This window comes from Chryseomicrobium excrementi, from assembly GCF_002798305.1.
In the GTDB taxonomy this organism is placed as follows: Bacteria; Bacillota; Bacilli; order Bacillales_A; family Planococcaceae; genus Chryseomicrobium; species Chryseomicrobium excrementi.
In genome coordinates, this window is sequence record NZ_PCGR01000003.1 from 199,503 (window position 1) to 218,276 (window position 18,774).

General features: G+C 42.3%; 18 protein-coding genes. 11 read left to right on the top strand and 7 right to left on the bottom strand.

The window, feature by feature from the left end; genetic code table 11:
* Positions 1 to 7: 7 nt before the first annotated feature.
* Both CQS04_RS10040 and CQS04_RS10045 read left to right on the top strand, forming a co-directional pair.
* Complete coding sequence (locus tag CQS04_RS10040) at positions 8 to 1,306, top strand: diguanylate cyclase domain-containing protein (RefSeq protein WP_100354018.1); 1,299 nt, start codon at positions 8 to 10, stop codon at positions 1,304 to 1,306.
* Between the two features lie 117 nt (positions 1,307 to 1,423).
* Positions 1,424 to 3,778: an EAL domain-containing protein gene (locus CQS04_RS10045; RefSeq protein ID WP_100354019.1), complete on the top strand. Its 2,355-nt coding sequence runs from the start codon at positions 1,424 to 1,426 to the stop codon at positions 3,776 to 3,778.
* A gap of 38 nt (positions 3,779 to 3,816) precedes the next feature.
* Here the strand turns inward: CQS04_RS10045 and cydC are convergent, their stop codons facing one another.
* From cydC to CQS04_RS10060, 3 genes are all read right to left on the bottom strand, one after another.
* A complete protein-coding gene (gene cydC, locus CQS04_RS10050) occupies positions 3,817 to 5,505 on the bottom strand; it encodes a thiol reductant ABC exporter subunit CydC (protein WP_165775516.1) in 1,689 nt (562 codons plus the stop codon).
* Positions 5,489 to 7,207 (bottom strand): thiol reductant ABC exporter subunit CydD, encoded by a 1,719-nt coding sequence (gene cydD, locus CQS04_RS10055; RefSeq protein WP_100354021.1) that lies wholly within the window; start codon positions 7,205 to 7,207, stop codon positions 5,489 to 5,491. Before cydD ends, cydC begins: the two co-directional genes overlap by 17 nt.
* A 146-nt stretch (positions 7,208 to 7,353) precedes the next feature.
* On the bottom strand, positions 7,354 to 7,668 hold the full coding sequence (locus tag CQS04_RS10060; protein WP_100354022.1) for a nucleoside triphosphate pyrophosphohydrolase: 315 nt from the start codon (positions 7,666 to 7,668) through the stop codon (positions 7,354 to 7,356).
* A 115-nt stretch (positions 7,669 to 7,783) separates the two neighbouring features.
* Here CQS04_RS10060 and CQS04_RS10065 point away from each other — a divergent pair, with 115 nt between their 5' ends.
* The 4 genes from CQS04_RS10065 (at position 7,784) to CQS04_RS10080 (ending at position 10,342) form a co-directional block, all read left to right on the top strand.
* Positions 7,784 to 8,167: an SET domain-containing protein gene (locus CQS04_RS10065; protein WP_100354023.1), complete on the top strand. Its 384-nt coding sequence runs from the start codon at positions 7,784 to 7,786 to the stop codon at positions 8,165 to 8,167.
* Between the two features lie 191 nt (positions 8,168 to 8,358).
* Positions 8,359 to 8,586: a sulfurtransferase TusA family protein gene (locus CQS04_RS10070; RefSeq protein WP_100354173.1), complete on the top strand. Its 228-nt coding sequence runs from the start codon at positions 8,359 to 8,361 to the stop codon at positions 8,584 to 8,586.
* Between the two features lie 19 nt (positions 8,587 to 8,605).
* On the top strand, positions 8,606 to 9,382 hold the full coding sequence (locus CQS04_RS10075) for a sulfite exporter TauE/SafE family protein (protein WP_100354024.1): 777 nt from the start codon (positions 8,606 to 8,608) through the stop codon (positions 9,380 to 9,382).
* 66 nt (positions 9,383 to 9,448) lie between these two features.
* Entirely contained in the window at positions 9,449 to 10,342 is an 894-nt protein-coding gene (locus tag CQS04_RS10080) for an aldo/keto reductase (RefSeq protein ID WP_100354025.1), read from the top strand.
* Between the two features lie 39 nt (positions 10,343 to 10,381).
* On the opposite strand, the gene CQS04_RS10085 is transcribed toward CQS04_RS10080, so the two are convergent.
* Complete coding sequence (locus CQS04_RS10085; RefSeq protein ID WP_100354026.1) at positions 10,382 to 12,508, bottom strand: sensor domain-containing diguanylate cyclase; 2,127 nt, start codon at positions 12,506 to 12,508, stop codon at positions 10,382 to 10,384.
* 550 nt (positions 12,509 to 13,058) lie between these two features.
* A complete protein-coding gene (locus CQS04_RS10095) occupies positions 13,059 to 13,604 on the bottom strand; it encodes a hypothetical protein (protein WP_100354028.1) in 546 nt (181 codons plus the stop codon).
* Positions 13,605 to 13,664: 60 nt separating this feature from the next.
* Here CQS04_RS10095 and CQS04_RS10100 point away from each other — a divergent pair, with 60 nt between their 5' ends.
* Both CQS04_RS10100 and CQS04_RS10105 read left to right on the top strand, forming a co-directional pair.
* A complete protein-coding gene (locus CQS04_RS10100; RefSeq protein ID WP_100354174.1) occupies positions 13,665 to 14,618 on the top strand; it encodes a phosphatidate cytidylyltransferase in 954 nt (317 codons plus the stop codon).
* Between the two features lie 77 nt (positions 14,619 to 14,695).
* Positions 14,696 to 15,280: a hypothetical protein gene (locus tag CQS04_RS10105; RefSeq protein ID WP_100354029.1), complete on the top strand. Its 585-nt coding sequence runs from the start codon at positions 14,696 to 14,698 to the stop codon at positions 15,278 to 15,280.
* 47 nt (positions 15,281 to 15,327) lie between these two features.
* On the opposite strand, the gene CQS04_RS10110 is transcribed toward CQS04_RS10105, so the two are convergent.
* Positions 15,328 to 15,564, bottom strand: a complete 237-nt coding sequence (locus CQS04_RS10110; protein ID WP_100354030.1) for a hypothetical protein — start codon at positions 15,562 to 15,564, stop codon at positions 15,328 to 15,330.
* A 125-nt stretch (positions 15,565 to 15,689) separates the two neighbouring features.
* On the opposite strand from CQS04_RS10110, the gene rpmG reads away from it, so the two are divergent.
* A complete protein-coding gene (gene rpmG / locus CQS04_RS10115; RefSeq protein WP_066461706.1) occupies positions 15,690 to 15,839 on the top strand; it encodes a 50S ribosomal protein L33 in 150 nt (49 codons plus the stop codon).
* Between the two features lie 34 nt (positions 15,840 to 15,873).
* Here the strand turns inward: rpmG and CQS04_RS10120 are convergent, their stop codons facing one another.
* Positions 15,874 to 16,680, bottom strand: a complete 807-nt coding sequence (locus tag CQS04_RS10120; protein ID WP_100354031.1) for an undecaprenyl-diphosphate phosphatase — start codon at positions 16,678 to 16,680, stop codon at positions 15,874 to 15,876.
* A gap of 338 nt (positions 16,681 to 17,018) precedes the next feature.
* Between CQS04_RS10120 and CQS04_RS10125 the strand changes: the two genes are divergently transcribed.
* Both CQS04_RS10125 and CQS04_RS10130 read left to right on the top strand, forming a co-directional pair.
* Complete coding sequence (locus tag CQS04_RS10125; RefSeq protein ID WP_100354032.1) at positions 17,019 to 17,600, top strand: copper resistance CopC family protein; 582 nt, start codon at positions 17,019 to 17,021, stop codon at positions 17,598 to 17,600.
* On the top strand, positions 17,600 to 18,685 hold the full coding sequence (locus tag CQS04_RS10130; RefSeq protein ID WP_100354033.1) for a copper resistance D family protein: 1,086 nt from the start codon (positions 17,600 to 17,602) through the stop codon (positions 18,683 to 18,685). Before CQS04_RS10125 ends, CQS04_RS10130 begins: the two co-directional genes overlap by 1 nt.
* Positions 18,686 to 18,774: the final 89 nt, after the last annotated feature.

Here is an 18,774-nt window from a genome sequence, read left to right on the forward strand (position 1 = left end):
AAAGGATATGCAAACATTCTTCGATTCGTATCTGTCCGAAGGGTTAAAAATGATCCGCTTATTTGACTATGTAGATGACTTGGTTTTTTTAATGAAAGTGGAAGATAAGGGGCTTTCGTATCATTATATTAATCAAGCTGTCAAAGAAATCTTACAGTTTGATAAGTCAAGTATCAACAGGACATTGCATGAGGTCATTGCGGATCAATCTGAAGCGGACCTCTTGTCTGCTCAGTACCTTCAAGTAGTCGCTTCAAAAGAACCCGTGAAGTTTATCCATGAACTTGTGAACCCGACTCGGAAATTTATAGGAGATACAACTCTATATCCTGTATCGAACGAAGAAGGAGACTGTGCCTATATCCTAGCCATCGTAAAGGATATTACTGAAAAGTATCAATTAGAGCAAAAGCTTCGAGAAAATGAAGAACGGTATCGTCTGATTGCGGAGAATTCATTAGATGTCATCAAACTGATCAATCCAGAAGGAATCATTGAGTATGTGTCACCATCTAGTGCAGTCATTGTAGGACTCTCTCCATCAGATTATTTGGGAAACCACTTTAGCGACTTTTTATGTGAAGAAGACCGCGATGAAGTCGTTCTAAAATTTGCGGAGATTGTTCAACATGGGAAATCACTTACTGTGGAGACGAAACACCTGCATGCAGACGGTCACTTTATTTGGATGGAAATCATCGCAACCCCTGTCTTTAAAGAAGGTCGAGTTGTTCAGGTTGTCACGTCTGCTCGAGACATCTCAGAGCGAATTGAATACCGAGAGAAACTCGCTAAGATGGCTTTTCACGATTACTTGTCTGGACTGCCAAATCGTCGATTGTTTGAAGACCGGTTAGATATGGCCCTAAAACATGCCTCTCGTCACAATGAACGAGTGGGGCTTATCCTTATTGATGGCCGCAACTTCAAAGCAATCAATGACACATATGGACATGAAGTGGGGGACGCGGTCATCGTTCGTCTAGCACGTCGACTGGAGCAATCCGTGCGCTCTGTAGATACAGTGGCTCGTCTCGGTGGTGATGAGTTTGCAATCGTTCTTCCTGAATTAGAAGATGAGAAAGACGCTACTCGCGTGGCAGAACGCATTGTACAGATCTTTGAAGAACCATGTGTGATTGGTGCGCATGAGATTGCTTTTAAAGTAGATATTGGAATTTCGGTTTACCCGGATCATACGCTTGACCAGAAAGAGTTGATACGATTTGCGGATGAAGCCATGTATTCAACTAAAGCAGATGATGAATCAAGCTATTGTATTTATCAAGCTCCTATTATTTTATGAAAGTCGATGAAGAGGGCCGAACTGGACGGTCCTCTTTTTTCTATTCAACTACCCAGGTCTGGTATAGAATGAAGAAAATAGACAGTATTACTTACTTGGAAGAAGGGAGGGTATTACGTGAACCTATCACACTCTAGGAAATTAGAAAATGCGTCGTGGCTGTTAGAAGACTATCAGCTCCTCTTGCACCAGTTACCAGAACCGCTCTGTTTGGTGTCAAGTACGCATACAGGGCAACCGGATTCCATTTTATTTGCAAATGCGAAAGCTCAGGAACTGTTACAGCTCACTGAAAAAGAATGGCAAGAATACACTTGGGAGCAGGTTTTTATAACGCATTTGTCGGGTCGAGCCTTACGTATTTGTCTCCAAGAATTTACAACTGGAGACGGAAATTTGTATTTTATCGTGACCCTAAGTGATGCTACAGATTATGTAGAGACTAAAGAAAAGTTACGGATCATGTCCTCGGAATTTGAGTCACTTTTCAAATACAATTCTCATATTGTCTATACGATCAATCAACAAGGGATGATAACGAATTTTAATGATGCAGGACTCCGACGTCTTGGTTATAGCAAGGAAGAGATGCTCGGTATGCATTTTCAAGAAGTGATTTTAAAAGAAGATAGTATTCGAACTCAAACCTATTTTGATGAAGTGCTAAAAGGGAATGTCCAGACTTTTCAAATTCGGATCAAAGACAAATCGGGATTTTTCTTTCCGATAGAAGTGACAGCTGTTCCAATCAAAATAGACGGTCACGTCACAGGAGTCATTAGTACGGCCCAAGACATCTCCGCTCGGTTAGAAATGGAAGAGAAGCTAAAAGATAGCGAAGAAAGCTACCGTGCGTTATTTGAATACAATGTAGATCCTGTCATTACATATGATTTAGAAGGCAGGTTTTTAGCATTTAATAAAGCAACTGAAGAAATATTAGGTGCCGATCAACAACAGTTGATTGGGCAGCCGTTCCTTCCTTACATTGAAGAAGAGTTGCGGGAGCTTACATGGCACCATTTTCAACAAGTATTGAAAGGAAAGCCTTATCAATACGAGACTAGAGCCGTGAACGCTAAAGGAGAGACAATTTCTTTACACATCACTTTGATTCCCGTATTCGTGAAAGGGGAACTTACGTCCATTCATTGCATAGGAAAAGACATTACCATCCGAAAGAATCATGATCAGATGATGCATTATTTGGCCTATCATGATAATTTAACAGGTCTCGGTAATCAGCGTCTCTTCAATGAAAAGTTAAAGAAGTGGTTGAAAGAGGAGACTGGAAAAGAACTGGGTCTTTGGATTTTGGATTTGGACCGCTTTAAGTTTATTAACGACAACTTGGGACACGAGGCAGGGGACCGTTTAATTACTTCATTTGGTGAACGACTTCAGTCTGCGGTGGGTTCAAAGGGGACGGTCTACCGATACGGTGGAGATGAGTTTGCTGTATTGACACCGGGGTTATCCGAGATAGCAACAAAACTATTAGCTGTCGAAGTTACGTCTGCCCTTAGTAAGCCCTATGACATTGACGGCTTCAGTACCATTTTAACGGCAAGTGTTGGAATTAGTTTGTATCCACGTCATGGTCGTGAGGAGAGGACTCTTATTCGAGCAGCGGATCACGCGATGTACCATGCGAAAAAACACGGACGAAATATGTTTCAACTGTATACTACGGATACAGAAGGGCTTGCTAAAACGGACTTGAGAATGGAAGCGTTGCTCCATAAAGCTCTAGAAAACAATGAGTTTGTTCTCTTTTATCAACCTCAGTACCATGCAGAGTCCGGGAAGATTCACGGAATTGAGGCCTTGATCCGCTGGAACAGTCCTGAGCTTGGCATGGTCCCACCTTCAGCATTTATCCCTCTTGCTGAGGAAACGGGTCTGATTGTTGCTATTGGTGAGTGGGTCATAGAAGAAGCCTGTCGACAAAATAAGGCGTGGCAAGACCAAGGGTTCCCGGCTACTCCTATAGCGGTGAACATGTCTCTTCGTCAGTTCTATCAAGCGGATCTATTAGAGACAATTAAAGGGATACTAAAGAAGACCGGACTTGGACCTCGCTGCCTCATGCTAGAAATCACGGAAACGATTGCTATGCAAGAGGACATAGCAGCAGACATCTTGCAGCAAATTAAAGAGTTAGGTGTCCGGATTGCAATGGACGACTTTGGAACGGGCTACAGTTCGCTCAAATATTTACAAACATTTTCTATTGATCATATAAAAATTGACAAAGCGTTTACAGATAAACTTCACACTAAAGAAGGTCGTGCCATCATTGCTACGATCATCTCTCTAGGTCATCACTTAGATATGACGGTCATAGCAGAAGGGGTTGAGACTCCAAAACAGGTTCAAGAGTTGAAAGACCTTGGATGTGATGTGTTCCAGGGCTATTATTTCAGTCGCCCATTAGCACCTGCTGATTTAGTGGATCAATTATTTGGATGAAAAAAGCTGCTCCTCAAAAATCGAGGGGCAGCTTATTCTCATTCTACGAGAGATTTTTCGATTTGATACATTTCGTAAAATGTCGCTTTTTTCTCTAGAAGCTGTGTGAAGGAACCGAATTCGACTAGTTTACCGTGATCCATGACAAGGATGCCGTCCATGTTCTCGAGCCCACTCAACTTATGACTAACGAGGATGACTGTGTCATCTTTTGTATGTTGCTGTAATGCATGGAGCAGTCGTTGTTCCGTGACATAATCTAGACTTGTGAATGGCTCGTCGAGTAGCCATACGGGAACATCCAATAAAAACAGACGAGCTAAAGCAAGCCGCTGTTTCTCGCCACCCGATAAGTTATCGCCTCTTTCAAACACAACTGCATCAAGTTCACTAGTGAACTGAGCTTGTTCCAAAGCATTGTGTAATTCCTCATCAGATGCATCCGGCTTCGCAATCACGAGATTGTCTCGAATCGTCCCATAAAAGAAATGGCTGGCTTGCAGTTGTACGCCTAGCTGTTTCCACAAGGTCTCTGGAATCAACTGGCTCGTTGCTTGACCATTATAGGAGACCTCTCCGGAAGTTGGATACGCCATAGCAGCCAGCAATTGTAGAAGTGTTGATTTCCCTGAACCGCTAGCACCGACGATTGCCCATTTTTCTCCAGCAGGAATACGGAGCTTGATGGCGTCAAGAGTAGGACGAATAGATTCAGGGTACTGATAAGATACATCAGAAAGTTCTATAGAGTAGCCACTTGCAGGGGCCAGCTCCTGTTGCAAGATTGGAAGTGGTGGCTCCATCTGAGTCGTTAAACGGTCCAAGGCTTGACGGCTTTCATGAAGATGACCTGGTAGGCCAGCCAAGGGCACTGCGGTTTCAAAAGATGTCAATGCCACAAGTGTAAGCATAGCAAGAAACAGACCATCTAACTGATCTGTAGTAACCAGATACGCTCCGATACCTAACATAACAAGCGCTGTAAAAGAAGCAACCGTTGCATTTAACGTCTGACTCCATAGCTGAGTCTTCCCAACGGCCACTTGCTCCTGAATATAAGATTGCTGTGCGTTCTCCAAGCGTTTTCGTTGTTCTTCTAATTGGTTGTGCAAAAGCAGCTCTCTGTAGCCGTTCAAGTATTCAACGGATTCTGTAGCTAGATGAGCTCGTTTTGAAAGAACATGATGCTTCTGCAGACTTTTAGCAGACGCTGCCGGCACTACTACGGCGACGAGTAGAAACCCGATGACGAGCGCAAGGGCAAGCCAAACAGAAAAGAATACCGTAAAAAATACCGTGGCGATAAACACCAGAGCGGTAACGAGAGGTGGGTAGAGTACGCGCAAAAAGAAGTTTTGCAACACTTCCACGTCACCCACAAATCGGGTCAACAAGTCTCCACTACGATATTTGGTGAAGACTTGAGGCACCATGGGGTCGATCCGTTCAAAAAAATACTGCCGGATACGGCTAAGAGCAGAGAACGTCACCCTATGGGAAATCAGCCGTTCAAAATACTTACTGGACGACTTGACCGCTCCAAACAACTTCAAAAACGCAGTCAAAATCAAAATTGTATAAAACGGTGGGGCAAGTGCTGCTTTGGAAATCATGTAACCGCTTTGTGCGAACAGCGCGACGGCTGTCAGTCCGCTGACCGCTCCGAGTCCTACAGCTAGGAGCGCTTCTTTTCGTTCTTCGAGTATCAGATTAACGAGTACTCTCATTTCCGGTACCTCCTTGCATGAGTCCGGCATAGTACAGGCTAGTTTCTGAAACGATCGACGGGGTTCCAGAAGCCGAGACACGACCTTGTTCTAACACGACCAGTCGATCCGCCTTCTTGATAGTCGGTAAGCGATGGGCTATAGTGACGACAGTCGCTTCTTTAGCCAATCGGTCAATCGTTTCAGACAAAATACGTTCCGTCTTTACATCTAAACCTACTGTCGGTTCATCAAAGAAAACAAGTGTAGGTTGTTTGACGAAACAACGTGCTAGCGCAATCCGCTGTTTTTCCCCACCTGACAATCCCCGTCCACCTTCTCCAATAACAGTTTCGAATCCATCAGGAAGAGAAGAAACTAACTGATCGAGTCCGGCATCTTTTAGAGCTTGATACAGTGCTTCGTCCGAAGCAGGAAGACCCATCTGGATATTCTCGCGAATGGTTCCTGCAAACAGGTAAGGGTGTTGCGAGATATAAGATGTTTGGGACCACCAGCTCGCTGCATCGACTTGTTCTCTCGGAAGGCCATTAATTAGAATGTCTCCACTGTTCTTCTCGAATGCACCAGATAATAGGTTTAGCAATGTCGTCTTTCCTTGTCCTGAAGGTCCGATGATCACTAAATGTTCTTTAGCGTGCACCGTCAGTGAATCAATCGCTAGTTGAAATGTATCATCATACGAAAATTTTAGGTTGTTTACCTCTAGACGAAGTGGTCCGTTAATTGGAGTGGTTCCCCATTTGACCGGTTTTTCCGGTTTTGTGAATTCGCGTTCGAGTTGCTCGGCTGCTGCCAAACTGCCTCTTCCTGTATGAAATGCTGCACCTAATTCTTTTAAGGAATTGTAGTACTCGGGTGCCATGGCAAGCACGAAGAATGCAGGTGCGAACGTCAGCGTCTCGAACACCAGCATCTTAAAGCCGATTTCAAGAGCGAGTAACCCGATGCCCAGTGTAATGATCAGTTCAATAAAGAAAGAAGAAGCAAATGCGATCTTTAAGATAGAGAGCGTCGTCTGTTGAAAGCCGTCATTGCTTTCTTTTAATACGGTACTCTGTTCCTTGCCTCTTCCAAACAGCTTCAGTGTCTGTAAGCCCTGTAAAATATCAAGGAATTTACCGGAAAATAAAGACAGTTCAGCCAGTTGTCGTTCTGATTTTTGTTGCGTCTTCACGCCGACCAGAATATAGGATAGAGGGATGAAAGGTGCCGTTATCAGCATGATCCATCCACTGGCGGGATTCACAAAGAATACCGCTATCAAGATGGCAAAAGGAACAAGTAATGTCTTAATAACTTGTGGAACATATTCTCGAAAATACGGGTCGACTTGGTCCACCCAATCAATCAGAGTCGTAACACGCTCTCCCGTTTGTCGACTACCTGACTGTTCGATAGGCTGCTTGCTCCATTTCTCGAGAAGCTGCGAACGCATCGATTGACGGACACGCTTAGACAACAAGAGACCCACACGTGCATTGCTGTAGTTCATGAGTGAACGAATTACTAAAAACCCAGCAAGTAACACGAGGTAAGGAAGTAGTTGTCGAAACGATTCTTTTTGAATGAAAGCCCCATCTACCGTTTGGACGATAGCATAGCTTTGCCCGATCATTGCAAGAGCTAAACTAAGGTTGATGAGAACTAGAAAAACGAGGGTCGTTCGATATTGTAAGGCCCACGCCTGTAGCGTTTTCATTGGCTTCACCTCTTGCTTTTATTATACGGGTTTTATACAGGACTTTCGCATGAGAGGTCCTCGATTTGAATGGGGATATGAGCGATTTGTGACAACTGAAAACGAAAAAACACTTCATGACGCCTACTAGTCATGAAGTGTTTAAATCAGACATCTTTTGTGAAGTTTATAGCTGTACCATTTGTATAGCCACCTTGCTCTTCTTTTTTACGGCGCCGCACCATCTCTAGCTCTTCATAGGTCATATTGTGGGCGGGAAGGAGTGCATGCACAATCTCGAGTAAATCGACTAATTCTTCTACTGCTTTACGGTCTGAGGTAGCAACAGAATAATTCTGTGCCCCTTGAACAAGCTGTTGTTGAAGAGCTTCTCGATACAATCGTCCTTTCACTTGATCCGTGGGGGTGACTGCTGCTAAATCCTTAGAGCGGTCGCGTAATAGCTTAAATGTCGAAACCATACTATTCACTCCTCTATAGATATACACATCTTTACCCACTTAGCATGGAATTTAGACGTTCTTTCCGGAACGTGTTACAGTAGGGAAGACAAATCTAGGAAAAGCAGGTACACACATGATTGAAATTAAATGGTCTCCACTCGGAGAGGGAGAATTCAATAGAGGGGTTTTTGCCAAAGAGGCAATCCCAAAAGGCACGTTGTTACACCAGGCACCCGTGCTTGCCTACCCAAATGAAGAGCATCAGTACATTGAGAAGACACATCTTGCAGATTACGCATTTGAGTATGGGATTGGCCGATCTGCCATTTTGCTAGGATACGGAATGTTATTCAACCATTCGTATACACCCAATGCTACCTATGAGATCAATTTTGATAACCAGACATTTGATTTCTTTGCGTATACAGATATTGCAGCAGGTGAGGAAATCCTCATTAACTACAATGGAGATGTCGAAGACCAAGAAGAGCTTTGGTTTAATAAAGAAGATGAATAGGAAAAATCACTAGGGACTGCTCGATGTTCAAGCAGTCCTTTTAATAAATTCAATACGCTTTTTTTAGCTTCGATCTGCATAGGTTGACTTTTCTTTGCATACAATTTAATATACCTAGTGGGGTATAAATTTATTGCTTTTTTTATTTCAAAATTTTATACCCATTAATGTATAAACGAGGACGCAACATGATTCATACAGAACACGTGGTGGACGCGAAAGGACTCGCTTGCCCGACGCCAATTGTTAAAACACGTAAAGCTATGAATGATATCGAATCTGGAGAAATTTTGGGAATTGTGATTACAGATAAAGGAGCCAAAGCAGATTTAGCTGCTTGGTCAAAATCTGGAGGTCACGAATTACTAGATGTACAAGAGGACGCTGAAATTTTAACGTTCTTGATTAAAAAAGCATAATCAGAAAGAAGGTAGTAAGATGAGCTTTGATTTCATCGTTGTCATCTTTTTAATAGGCTTTGTCGGATCGTTTATTTCAGGAATGGTAGGTATTGGCGGCTCGATTATCAAGTATCCGATGCTTCTCTATATTCCACCAATGCTTGGCTATATGGCATTTTCTGCTCATGAAGTATCGGGAATCAGTGCGATTCAAGTATTCTTTGCGACGATAGCAGGAGTGTGGGCATACCGGAAAAGCGGGTATTTGAATAAAACTTTAATTACCTATATGGGTGGAGCTATTTTAATTGGGAGCTTTATCGGCGGTTACGGATCTACCATGATCTCAGAGAGTGCGATCAATATCGTTTATGCTGTTTTGGCAACTCTAGCCGTCATTATGATGTTTTTACCGAAAAAGAATCTAGATGACCGGCCAATTGAAGAAGTGGTCTTCAATAAATGGCTAGCAGCGGGTCTTGCATTTGTCGTAGGGATTGCAGCGGGAATTGTCGGTGCAGCAGGAGCTTTCATCCTTGTTCCGATCATGCTGGTTGTCCTTAAGATACCGACTCGAATGACGATTGCTACGTCCCTGGCGATTACATTTATTTCTTCAATCGGATCGACGATTGGGAAGATTGCTACGGATCAGATACTGTATGGTCCGGCTGCAGTCATGATCGTGGCCAGTATTTTAGCTGCACCACTCGGAGCAAAAGTAGGTCAAAAAATGAATACGAAGTACCTCCAGTGGATCTTAGCTGGATTAATTTTAGCCACTGCTATCAAAATCTGGTTGGATATTCTGTGACAATACGCTATTCTTTTCCTAAGTGGAAAAGAGTAGCGTTTTTATTTTGGGAAGGAGAGGAACAGAATGGCAGCAACCGAGTCCCCATTTGTGATGGGGTGTATGCGAATCAATGAACTTTCCGACAAAGCAGTGGCAGAATGGATTGACCAGGCGTTATCACTTGGAATTCATGCGTTTGATCATGCGGATATTTATGCAAGGGGAGAATGCGAAGCTCAATTTGGTCGAGTGTTAGCTGAAACACCCTCTTTACGCGAGCAAATCGTCCTGCAGACTAAAGCTTCTATCCGAAATGGGTTCTATGACAGCTCAAAAGAGCATCTTCTAAAATCCGTTGATGAAAGCTTGCATCGCCTCCAAACCGACTATGTGGATGTCTTCATGCTGCACAGGCCGGACGCTTTAATGGAAGTAGAAGAAGTGGCAGAAGTATTCGATCATTTAGCGGGTTCTGGAAAAGTAAAATCCTTTGGTGTCAGCAATTTCAATCGCTATCAACTGGAATGGTTACAAGAAGCCGTCCATCAGCCGATCGTCTTGAATCAGCTTCAGTTCAGTCCAGCTCATGCTTCTTTATTGTCTACTGGAATCCAAGCAAACACAGAGTTCACAGGGTCCATTGACCGAGATGGGGGAGTACTGACCTACTGTCAACGGCATGACATTACGATTCAAGCGTGGTCTCCATTCCAGTTCGGATTTTTTGAAGGTGTCTATTTGGATCACCCTCGATACCCTGAACTGAACACCGTGTTACAACAGTTGGCCGATCATTACGGTGTGACCAAAGCGGCCATCGTAGCCGCCTGGATTTTGCGTCATCCATCGAAAATGGAAGTAGTAGTGGGCTCCACAAAGTCGCAACGTGTAGCGGATATTGTCGTAGGGGCGGACATCACCCTCTCCCGTAAAGATTGGTATGCCATCTATCAAGCAGCCGGCAATCGCCTGCCATAAAAATAGCGTTCCTCCAAATTCATGGGGGAACGCTTTCTGTTATTCACTTCCGAATGTTACGACTTGGTTTCGTCCCGCTTCTTTTCCGATATATAGTGCTTTATCCGCTCGTTCAATCAACTCATCTACATGCCAGTCTTTTGAAGAATACGTCGCGACCCCAATCGTCGCTGTGACATGAACAGGAATTGTATTGTAGGAGACTTCTAGCTCGTCAATGGAGACACGAAGCCGCTCTCCTATTTGACGGGCATCTTCTAAAGACGTATCGCTGAGAAGCATTAGGAATTCTTCTCCTCCCCAACGAGCAATAGCATCCGTCGAGCGGACAAACCGCTGAAAATGTTCGCTGAGTGCTTGAAGAACAAGGTCTCCACAGCTGTGCCCGTAGGAATCGTTGATTTCTTTGAAATGATCTAGGTCAATCACCAATATCGAGAAGGATTTCTTCGATTTGTGATACGATTCCATCGATTGAGACAACAACAATTTCATATGACGCATATTGTAAAGACCCGTTAACGGATCTGTTTTAGCAAGTTGTTCGAGCTTCCGAGTTTGAAGCTGGAGTTGCTCCGATTTTAAAATATTACTCATGGCGATAGAGATGTATAGTGCGAGCAGGCGGAGCATCTCCAGTTGGCGCTCACTAAAAGCCTGCGCTTCATAGCTTTGAACCGTCATTGCTCCAATAATTTCATCATTCATGCTAAGTGGCAAGAAATGCAGCGATTTTGGATTAGCATCGGGATACCCGGAATCGCGAGGTGTGTAATCTTGGTCCACTACGGCTTGCGTAATATGAATTTCCTCATGGTCTCGGATACAGCGAACTGAGAGACTAGCAGGATCATGTATACTCTTATTTTCAAGTTGGAGTAGTGTTCCCTGTTCTACGAAAGCGCGATACTCGACTTCTTCTTCTTCTTTGTTGTATAGACATAAACCAAATACATGAGCATCCATTAGGCGGTTTAAATCTAAATAAACCGAATACATCACTTCCGCATTTTCTTGATTAGCAATGATACGTCTACCGATTTCACTAACTGTTTTTAAATCTTGATAAGAATCTTCTAACACTTGTGCCCGAATAGAAGCTTCCTCGGATTCCCTCTTCAGTTTTAACCGTTCAATTTCGGCATCTTTTTGGAGTTGTTCTACGTGAGCTTGAGTAAGGTGCCGAGAGATTTGGTCTTGAACTTCTTTAGTCCGGATTTGCTCAGTAATGTCGTTAAAACGTAGCAAGTAGTTATACGCCTCTTTGAAATAACTGATTTCCGAATAAGCGTCTGAGATCTTTTTTAAGATTTCCTGCTGTAAGAGAGTTGCTCCTAGCTCATCAGCAATATCCAGAGCATCTTGATAATAACTTATAGCAACGGAGAATTTCTTTTGCTCTGCAAACAGACCACCTAAATCAATTAAAATAGTGGATTCCGCATAACGCGCTTCTTGCTGTTTATAGATGTCTAAAGCCACTATAAATGAATCGTATGCTTCATCGTACTCTTGTTTAGCTTTAGAAATCAAACCAAATATACTATGGCAGTGAGCAAGTGAGTTCCGATCGTCTTTTTGGTTTTTTAATAGTTCAAAAGCTTGCTGATTGTAGGACTCTGCTTTTTCAACATTTCCGAATAGCAAATACAAGTCCGCAATGTTGGAGAGGAGAAGCGGAATAATATCATGGTGTTGCTCTCGTGCAACTACGAGTGCTTCCTTTAACTGCTGATGTGCTTGCTCATATTCACCAAGTTCATAATAAATAAACCCCAAATTGTTTAAATAATGAGGGTCAATAGGTAAATGATGTTGCTTTATTAAAGCCAAACCTTCTTCAAAGGCATCACTGGATTTCTTTAAATCTCCCAAACTCGAGTAGACGTATCCAATTACTCGATTCGCATTTACATGCCACTCGATCATCTCATAGTGCTTGACCACTTCAAAAGCTTGTTTTGCGAGATTAAGTGCTTCTACATTTTTGCCTTCATGGGCATAACAATAGGCAAGCGTGATTTCCGCTTGCGCTTGTAAAAGGGCAGGTACCTCTTCATCAAAAGTATCGAGTATTTGATGAACAAGCCGAGCGGCTTTTTTCGTATCGGAGTGGACAAGGGACCACGCATCCTGAATCTGTGCGTGTGAATGAACAGGTGACATATGTATTCACATCCATATTAGTTAAACTATTTAGAATAGTATACCATTTCGGTAATTTGAAAACTATAGATTGGAAAATAAATTCCTGCTACTACGGAAAGGTTCTACAAAATACTTTGGTTATAGAACTTATCGGATAAGTTGTTAGGAGAGTTAATGTCATTTTACACCTTTCTCGAAAAATATTTCGAAATGAAAAATAAATTTCTTTCAAATAGGATGAATCTGTTTCAAGATTTCTTGTTAAGGGTAGGTAGTAAGTACTTGGCTTTAGAACGGTGGTTAGATAAGTGGAGATAAGCAGAGAAGCGATTATCCAAGATATGTGTAAGGGTCATAGTAAGCTATATGAGTGTTATGACCGTTATGCACTGACTATTTGGAACATCTTGTGTAGGCGAGCTTTTTCAGAAGAGCTAAAAGAAAAAATTATGATAGAGACGTTTCAACAATTATGGATTCAGTCGAAAGGAATCAAAATCACGGGACTACTGGTAGTAAGTATTTTAAAAGAGCGTATCTTGTTCTATGAACAATGATCGCTCTTTTTTTATGTGCGACGAAGTTTAACGTAATCAGCAAGTACGCCTTCGTAAATAAGGTGAGACTCTAAAACACGTCGGAAATCATCAGGCTCTACTAAGGATGGGAGTTTGGGCCAAAAGCGAATACCCGCTCGGTGTAAGATTTCAGCAACGAACTGCGAGCAAAAATAGGATCCTTGTGGTTCAAAAGGAGCTTTTACCGCCACTCCAAATACACCAAGTAGATTGTAGATGGTTTTTTTATTGTTCTTTTGAAACAGAGCAATCATCCGCTCGATTTTTTCATACTGGCGAGGGCTTACTTGAATCTCGTAAATGGCGCACGTCGTCTTAGGATATTTTTTATATGTACCATTTAAAACATCTTCTTGGACGAATCCAGCTTTAAAAGGGTTGTTGGGTTTTTTGCGTCCAAAGCTATATAATTGAATCAAGTCCTTGTCTAAAGAGAGAGACGAATGATTATAAGGGGCTTTTGTATAGGTTTTGATGGTCTTCGTGAAGACCGTGCCTGTATCGGTTAATAAAATATAGATAAATCGTTCATTCAAAGGGGATCCTCTCCTTACGTTTGAGTCCAGGGGTGTGGGAATGTGAATGTAGACTATTTTATGAATTCGACCTTTTATGTTGTGTACGTCGTCTTTATTGTTTTGATTATCGTCAGTCTTCTTGTTTCAGTTATAACATATTTTCAGAAGAGGAAAAATAAGGGCAGCAACAAATATGAAGAATTAGTGATTCGAACAAGATTGTGGTGGGGGATGGCAACCATCTTTGGTCTGTCCTTCTTAGTGCATCCGAATGTTTCATTGGTCTCATTGATGGTGCTGTGTTTTTTGGCTCTTCGAGAGTATTTTTCTATGTTAGAGACCCGAAAGCAAGACCGTCGTTTATTTATCTGGGCCTATCTAGCGATTCCTATTAATTTCTATTGGATCTACGTCGGTTGGTACGGCATGTTTATTGTATTTATTCCGATTTATGTTTTTTTGTTTTTACCACTGGCCCGTTTGTTCCAAAAAAGCAGCGCTGGTTTTTTAAAATCAGTCAGTATGACGCAGTGGGGGCTCATGCTACTTGTTTTCGGTCTAAGCCACTTGGCGCTATTTGCAAAAATGCCTGAGATTACAAGGCATGATGTGGGGATTGCTACTGAATACGGTGCTTTGATGGTATTGTTTTTAATCCCACTAACGCAAGCGAATGACGTAATTCAATATGTGGTGTCCAAGAACTTTGGAAGGCATAAGGTATTGCCTGTTGCGAATCCGGACCTAACATGGGAAGGGGTATTCGCAGGAATTATCGGAACCACTATCTTGGCAGTGTTGATTGCACCTTGGATCACACCGATGTCTTTGCAGTTCAGTATTTTTGCTGGATTTTTAATCGGAGCAACCGGGTTCTTTGGGACGGCAGTAATGTCAGCACTAAAACGAAACTTCTTCTTACGAGAAACGGTAGATGGGCAAGTCATTGAAAGTAAGACAATCAACAAAGTGGATAGCCTGACTTATACTGCGCCGGTCTTCTTTCATCTAGTCTACTGGGCTATTTTTTAAACCGACTGCAGGAGTTTCCGGATTATGTTAAACTGGACTTATCGAAATTGTCAGAAACTATAAGGAGTGTAGGACACATGTCAATGGAATTACTTACAAAGCAGACAGCTGGCGTGATCAATGCGGTGACGAAACAGCCGAAATGGGAGAAAGAGGCACTCCTTGAAGGAATTCAAAAGATACTCGTTGAAAAGCGGGGAAAAGTAGACTCTGATGAAGCGTATTTAGATTCTTTACTACAAAATGTGGCATTCTACGTCAATCATACAAACGGAATGAACAACTTCTTTTTCCAAAGTATTGATAAAGAGACGTTTTACACGCCAGAAAGCTTTAAGGTCTATTTAAGCAATCTACGGACGATGGTCAAAGATCCAGAAGAGCTGCAAAAGATGATGGACAAACAGCGTGACTTCGTATTGAAGGGTGAAACAATAGAACATCAGGCACGTCATGCCGAGCTAGCCTACATGACAACAAAAATTGTAAATGATCTGCTGCTCGACTTTTTGATGACATTTTATCATCCGAACAACCGGGAACCGATGCAGCCATTTATGGAATACAGTGCAAAAGTGGTCGTCGAGACCGTGTTCAAATTCTGCAATACATATGCTTCTTTGCAGATCAATCAATTGCCAGGTAAAGAAAACTTAAATTAATCGAACAAAATCCTCTTCTGAGTTAACAGGAGAGGATTTTTTAGTCTTTACTCGCCCCATTTGAAAGGTTTGAAGCGCTTTTTAATTTTTGGAACATCATGCAAATTGTCTAACCATTCTTCAATATATCCGCAACTTTCGCATAGGTAACGGCCTACAGGAGATTGCGTGAGGGACGTGATCCCTGTATAAATATTGTTGCCGATTTCCCCAGCCTCTTGGATGCCGTGGATATAGAGGATATCTTGGCCGGAACATTTGGGGCAGATTCCTGTATGCTTCATGTTTACCACTCCTTTTCTTTGTGTACGTTAGAAAACTAGTAAAGTTTCAGTTGCAATCCATGGGAGATTGAAGAATTCTATAAAACGTAACTATTACGATTTGATGAATCTTTAGGAGGATCAACATGCGCGTAAATATCACACTTGCTTGTACAGAAACAGGAGATCGTAATTACATCACGACAAAAAACAAACGCAACAACCCGGAAAGAATTGAACTCAAAAAATACTGTCCACGTCTAAAGCGTGTTACTTTACACAGAGAAACAAAATAACTAACAAAAAGAGCTGGGGCTGCCAGCTCTTTTTTCATCCTAAAAGTAAGAACCCGAAACCTACTACTAAACAGTAAATTGTAAAGTAGATCAGATTGCCTTTTGCCATAATGTTCATAAACCATTTTAATGCGAAATAAGAAAAACCAAATGAGAATAAAAAGGCTAAAGAATAAGGGAACCACATATCCCCAAGTGCTAATTCAGGCAGTTTCACTAGAATTAGACCTACACTAATCGGTATAAATAAGAGAAATGAAAATCGCAGAGCCGTCTCTTGTTTCATGCCTAACCCCATAGCTGCTACAATAGTAGCTCCTGAGCGACTGACTCCAGGTATCAGCGCTACTGCCTGAGCAAGTCCCACAATCAAGGCATCTTTCCACGTAAGATCGCCATCTTGTTTTCTTCCCTTCAAATTGCGTATAAAGAACAGGGCGACACCAGTGACAATCAACGCTACTGCCACGGTTTTAGAGGATTTAAACACAGAAGCGATTGTATCTTCGAATAGTAAGCCGATGATGCCAGCTGGAATAGTGGCAATGACCAAATACACCACAAACTGAAAATCGCGTCTAGTCTCATCTGTCTTCCCTTTAAAGTACGCTACCGAGTTCGATGCCAATCGCATCAAATCTTTTCGATAAATAAGTAATACAGCCAGTAGAGACGCGAAGTTCATTAAAATCTCAAATGTAAAATCATCCGTGCGCATCTCTAGTCCAAATAACTCTTGAGCAATGACCAGATGCCCACTTGAAGAAATGGGGATAGGTTCTGTAAATCCTTGAAGAGCCCCTAAAACTATGTATTTTAGTAGTACAAGTAGTTCCTCCATATCAAACTCCTTCTCTAAAAATTATCTACAACTTCAAATTGGTATGTATTAATCACTTTGCGAACGGCGCGTATCGTCTTCCCATCTTCCGCATCTTAAGGAATGGTAAACGTGTCCGTTTCACCCACAAAAGATATAGACGTCACGCGAGTCGGATTGGGTTCATAATGACGGATGATTTTTCAACTTTCGACACTAAACCAATTAGAAATTGTGTCAAAATCGAATCATCCAAATCCCTTTTTCTTTCGTTTTCTAGATATGTAAATGAAGTTCATTCAAATTTCACAATCGCTTTTTATACTTAGAAGCGGAATCTATCGAAGGAGGAAAACCAAATGAAATTAATTAAAGCATTTTTTACTACTCTATTTATTTTAGCATTTGCAGGAACCGCTTCTGCTCATACAGGTTTAAGCACCACGAATCCTGAAGATGGATCAGAGGTTACAGAAGCCATTGATTCTATTTCTTTAACGTATTCCGGTCAAATTGAAGAGGGGAGTTCTTTTGAAGTCCTGGATGCAGAAGGTACTGAAGTTTCCGTTAATGAATTCACTGTCACAGACGGCGTATTAACCGGAAACTTAGAGAATCCTCTAGAAAATGGTGAGTACACAGTGAATTGGAACTCCATCAGTGAAGATGGTCACCCATTAGAAGGGACATTTGGCTTTACTGTGAATGCACCCGTTGAGGAAGTGATAACCACTGGACAAAGCGAATCAACAGAAGAAGTAGAAACTACGAATACTATGACAGAAGAAGCGGATGAAACTTCTCAAGCGACAGAAGTAGCTTCTTCAGCTATTACAATGGATCAACAAGAGTCGTCTCCACTGATTTGGGTGATTGCTGCTCTTGCTGTTGTTCTTGTGGCAGTCAGTATCTTCGCTATTGCTCGTAGAAAGAAAGCTTAATGGAACTTTTCGTAATGGTAGGGCAGCTAGTTCTGTCGCTTGGACTTGCTGTTCTTGTCGGTAGTTTTTTACTGCTCGCTGTTCCGGTGTCGGCACGGCCTGCGCTGAGTATTTCACCTTTAGTGATTTTAGGGAGCGTTCTTGCTGTAGTAGCAGGAGCAGCTATACCAATCTTTCAGATTGCTCAGGCACTCACACCACGTCTATCGTTTACAACTGCACTTGAAACGGTTCTGTTAACTTACCGAACGGGCCTTGCCTGGGACTTTACGTTACTCGGTGGTGTCCTTCTTGTAGTCATCTATGCATTATTCAACCATCGCTCGGAACGTATTTTTCAAGTAGCCTATCTCGCGTTGACCGTGTTTATGATTGGTACGATAGCTTGGGCGAGTCATGCCAGTTCTATAGCTCCTATTAAAGGGTTTGTAGGAGACTTTCTACATCTTTTAGCAGCTGCAATTTGGGTAGGGGTTGTAGTAGTCATAGCTTGGTTCTCTACAAATACGGCGAATTGGAAACCGTGGTTAGGCTGGTTCTCACCTGTCGCCTTTATTTGTTTTGTTACGATGGGACTCAGTGGGTTTTTGTTAATGGATTTGACCGTACCAAATTATGTGACAGGTTTGAGCACTTCTTATGGGCAAGGACTCTTCATTAAGCAATTGTTAATGATCCCTCTCATAGCGTACATCGTCATCAATAGTTTCTTTATGAAGCGTTGGATGGATGCGAGAAAACTTGATCCTGTGCCTTGGGTACGAGCAGAATCGATTATTTTAATTGCCATCTTTGCAGTGACTGCCTTCTTTAGTCACCAAGCTCCCCCAAGTTCAATGGTGATGGAAGCTAATGTATCTAAGCTGTCAGCATTTTTCTTACAAGCGCCTGTTCAAAATGGGATGGAGCTAAGTCTGCAACTAGGTGTAGGTACGTTCCTTTTCACAGGACTTGCGTTGCTGTTTGGAGGGCTTGTTGTCACAGCATTTATTAAGAAAGCGCCGTTACTGGCAGGAGGGCTGTTTAGTATAGCCGCGGTTGCCAGTGCTTATATGGGCTTAATGTCAGGAATCAATATCGTTTAGGGACTCTTCTGAGGAAGGGTCTTTTTTGCGTTCGCGAAAAGAAGATAAATGGCTTACAATGGAAAAGAAGGCGTTTTCATTCACACTGG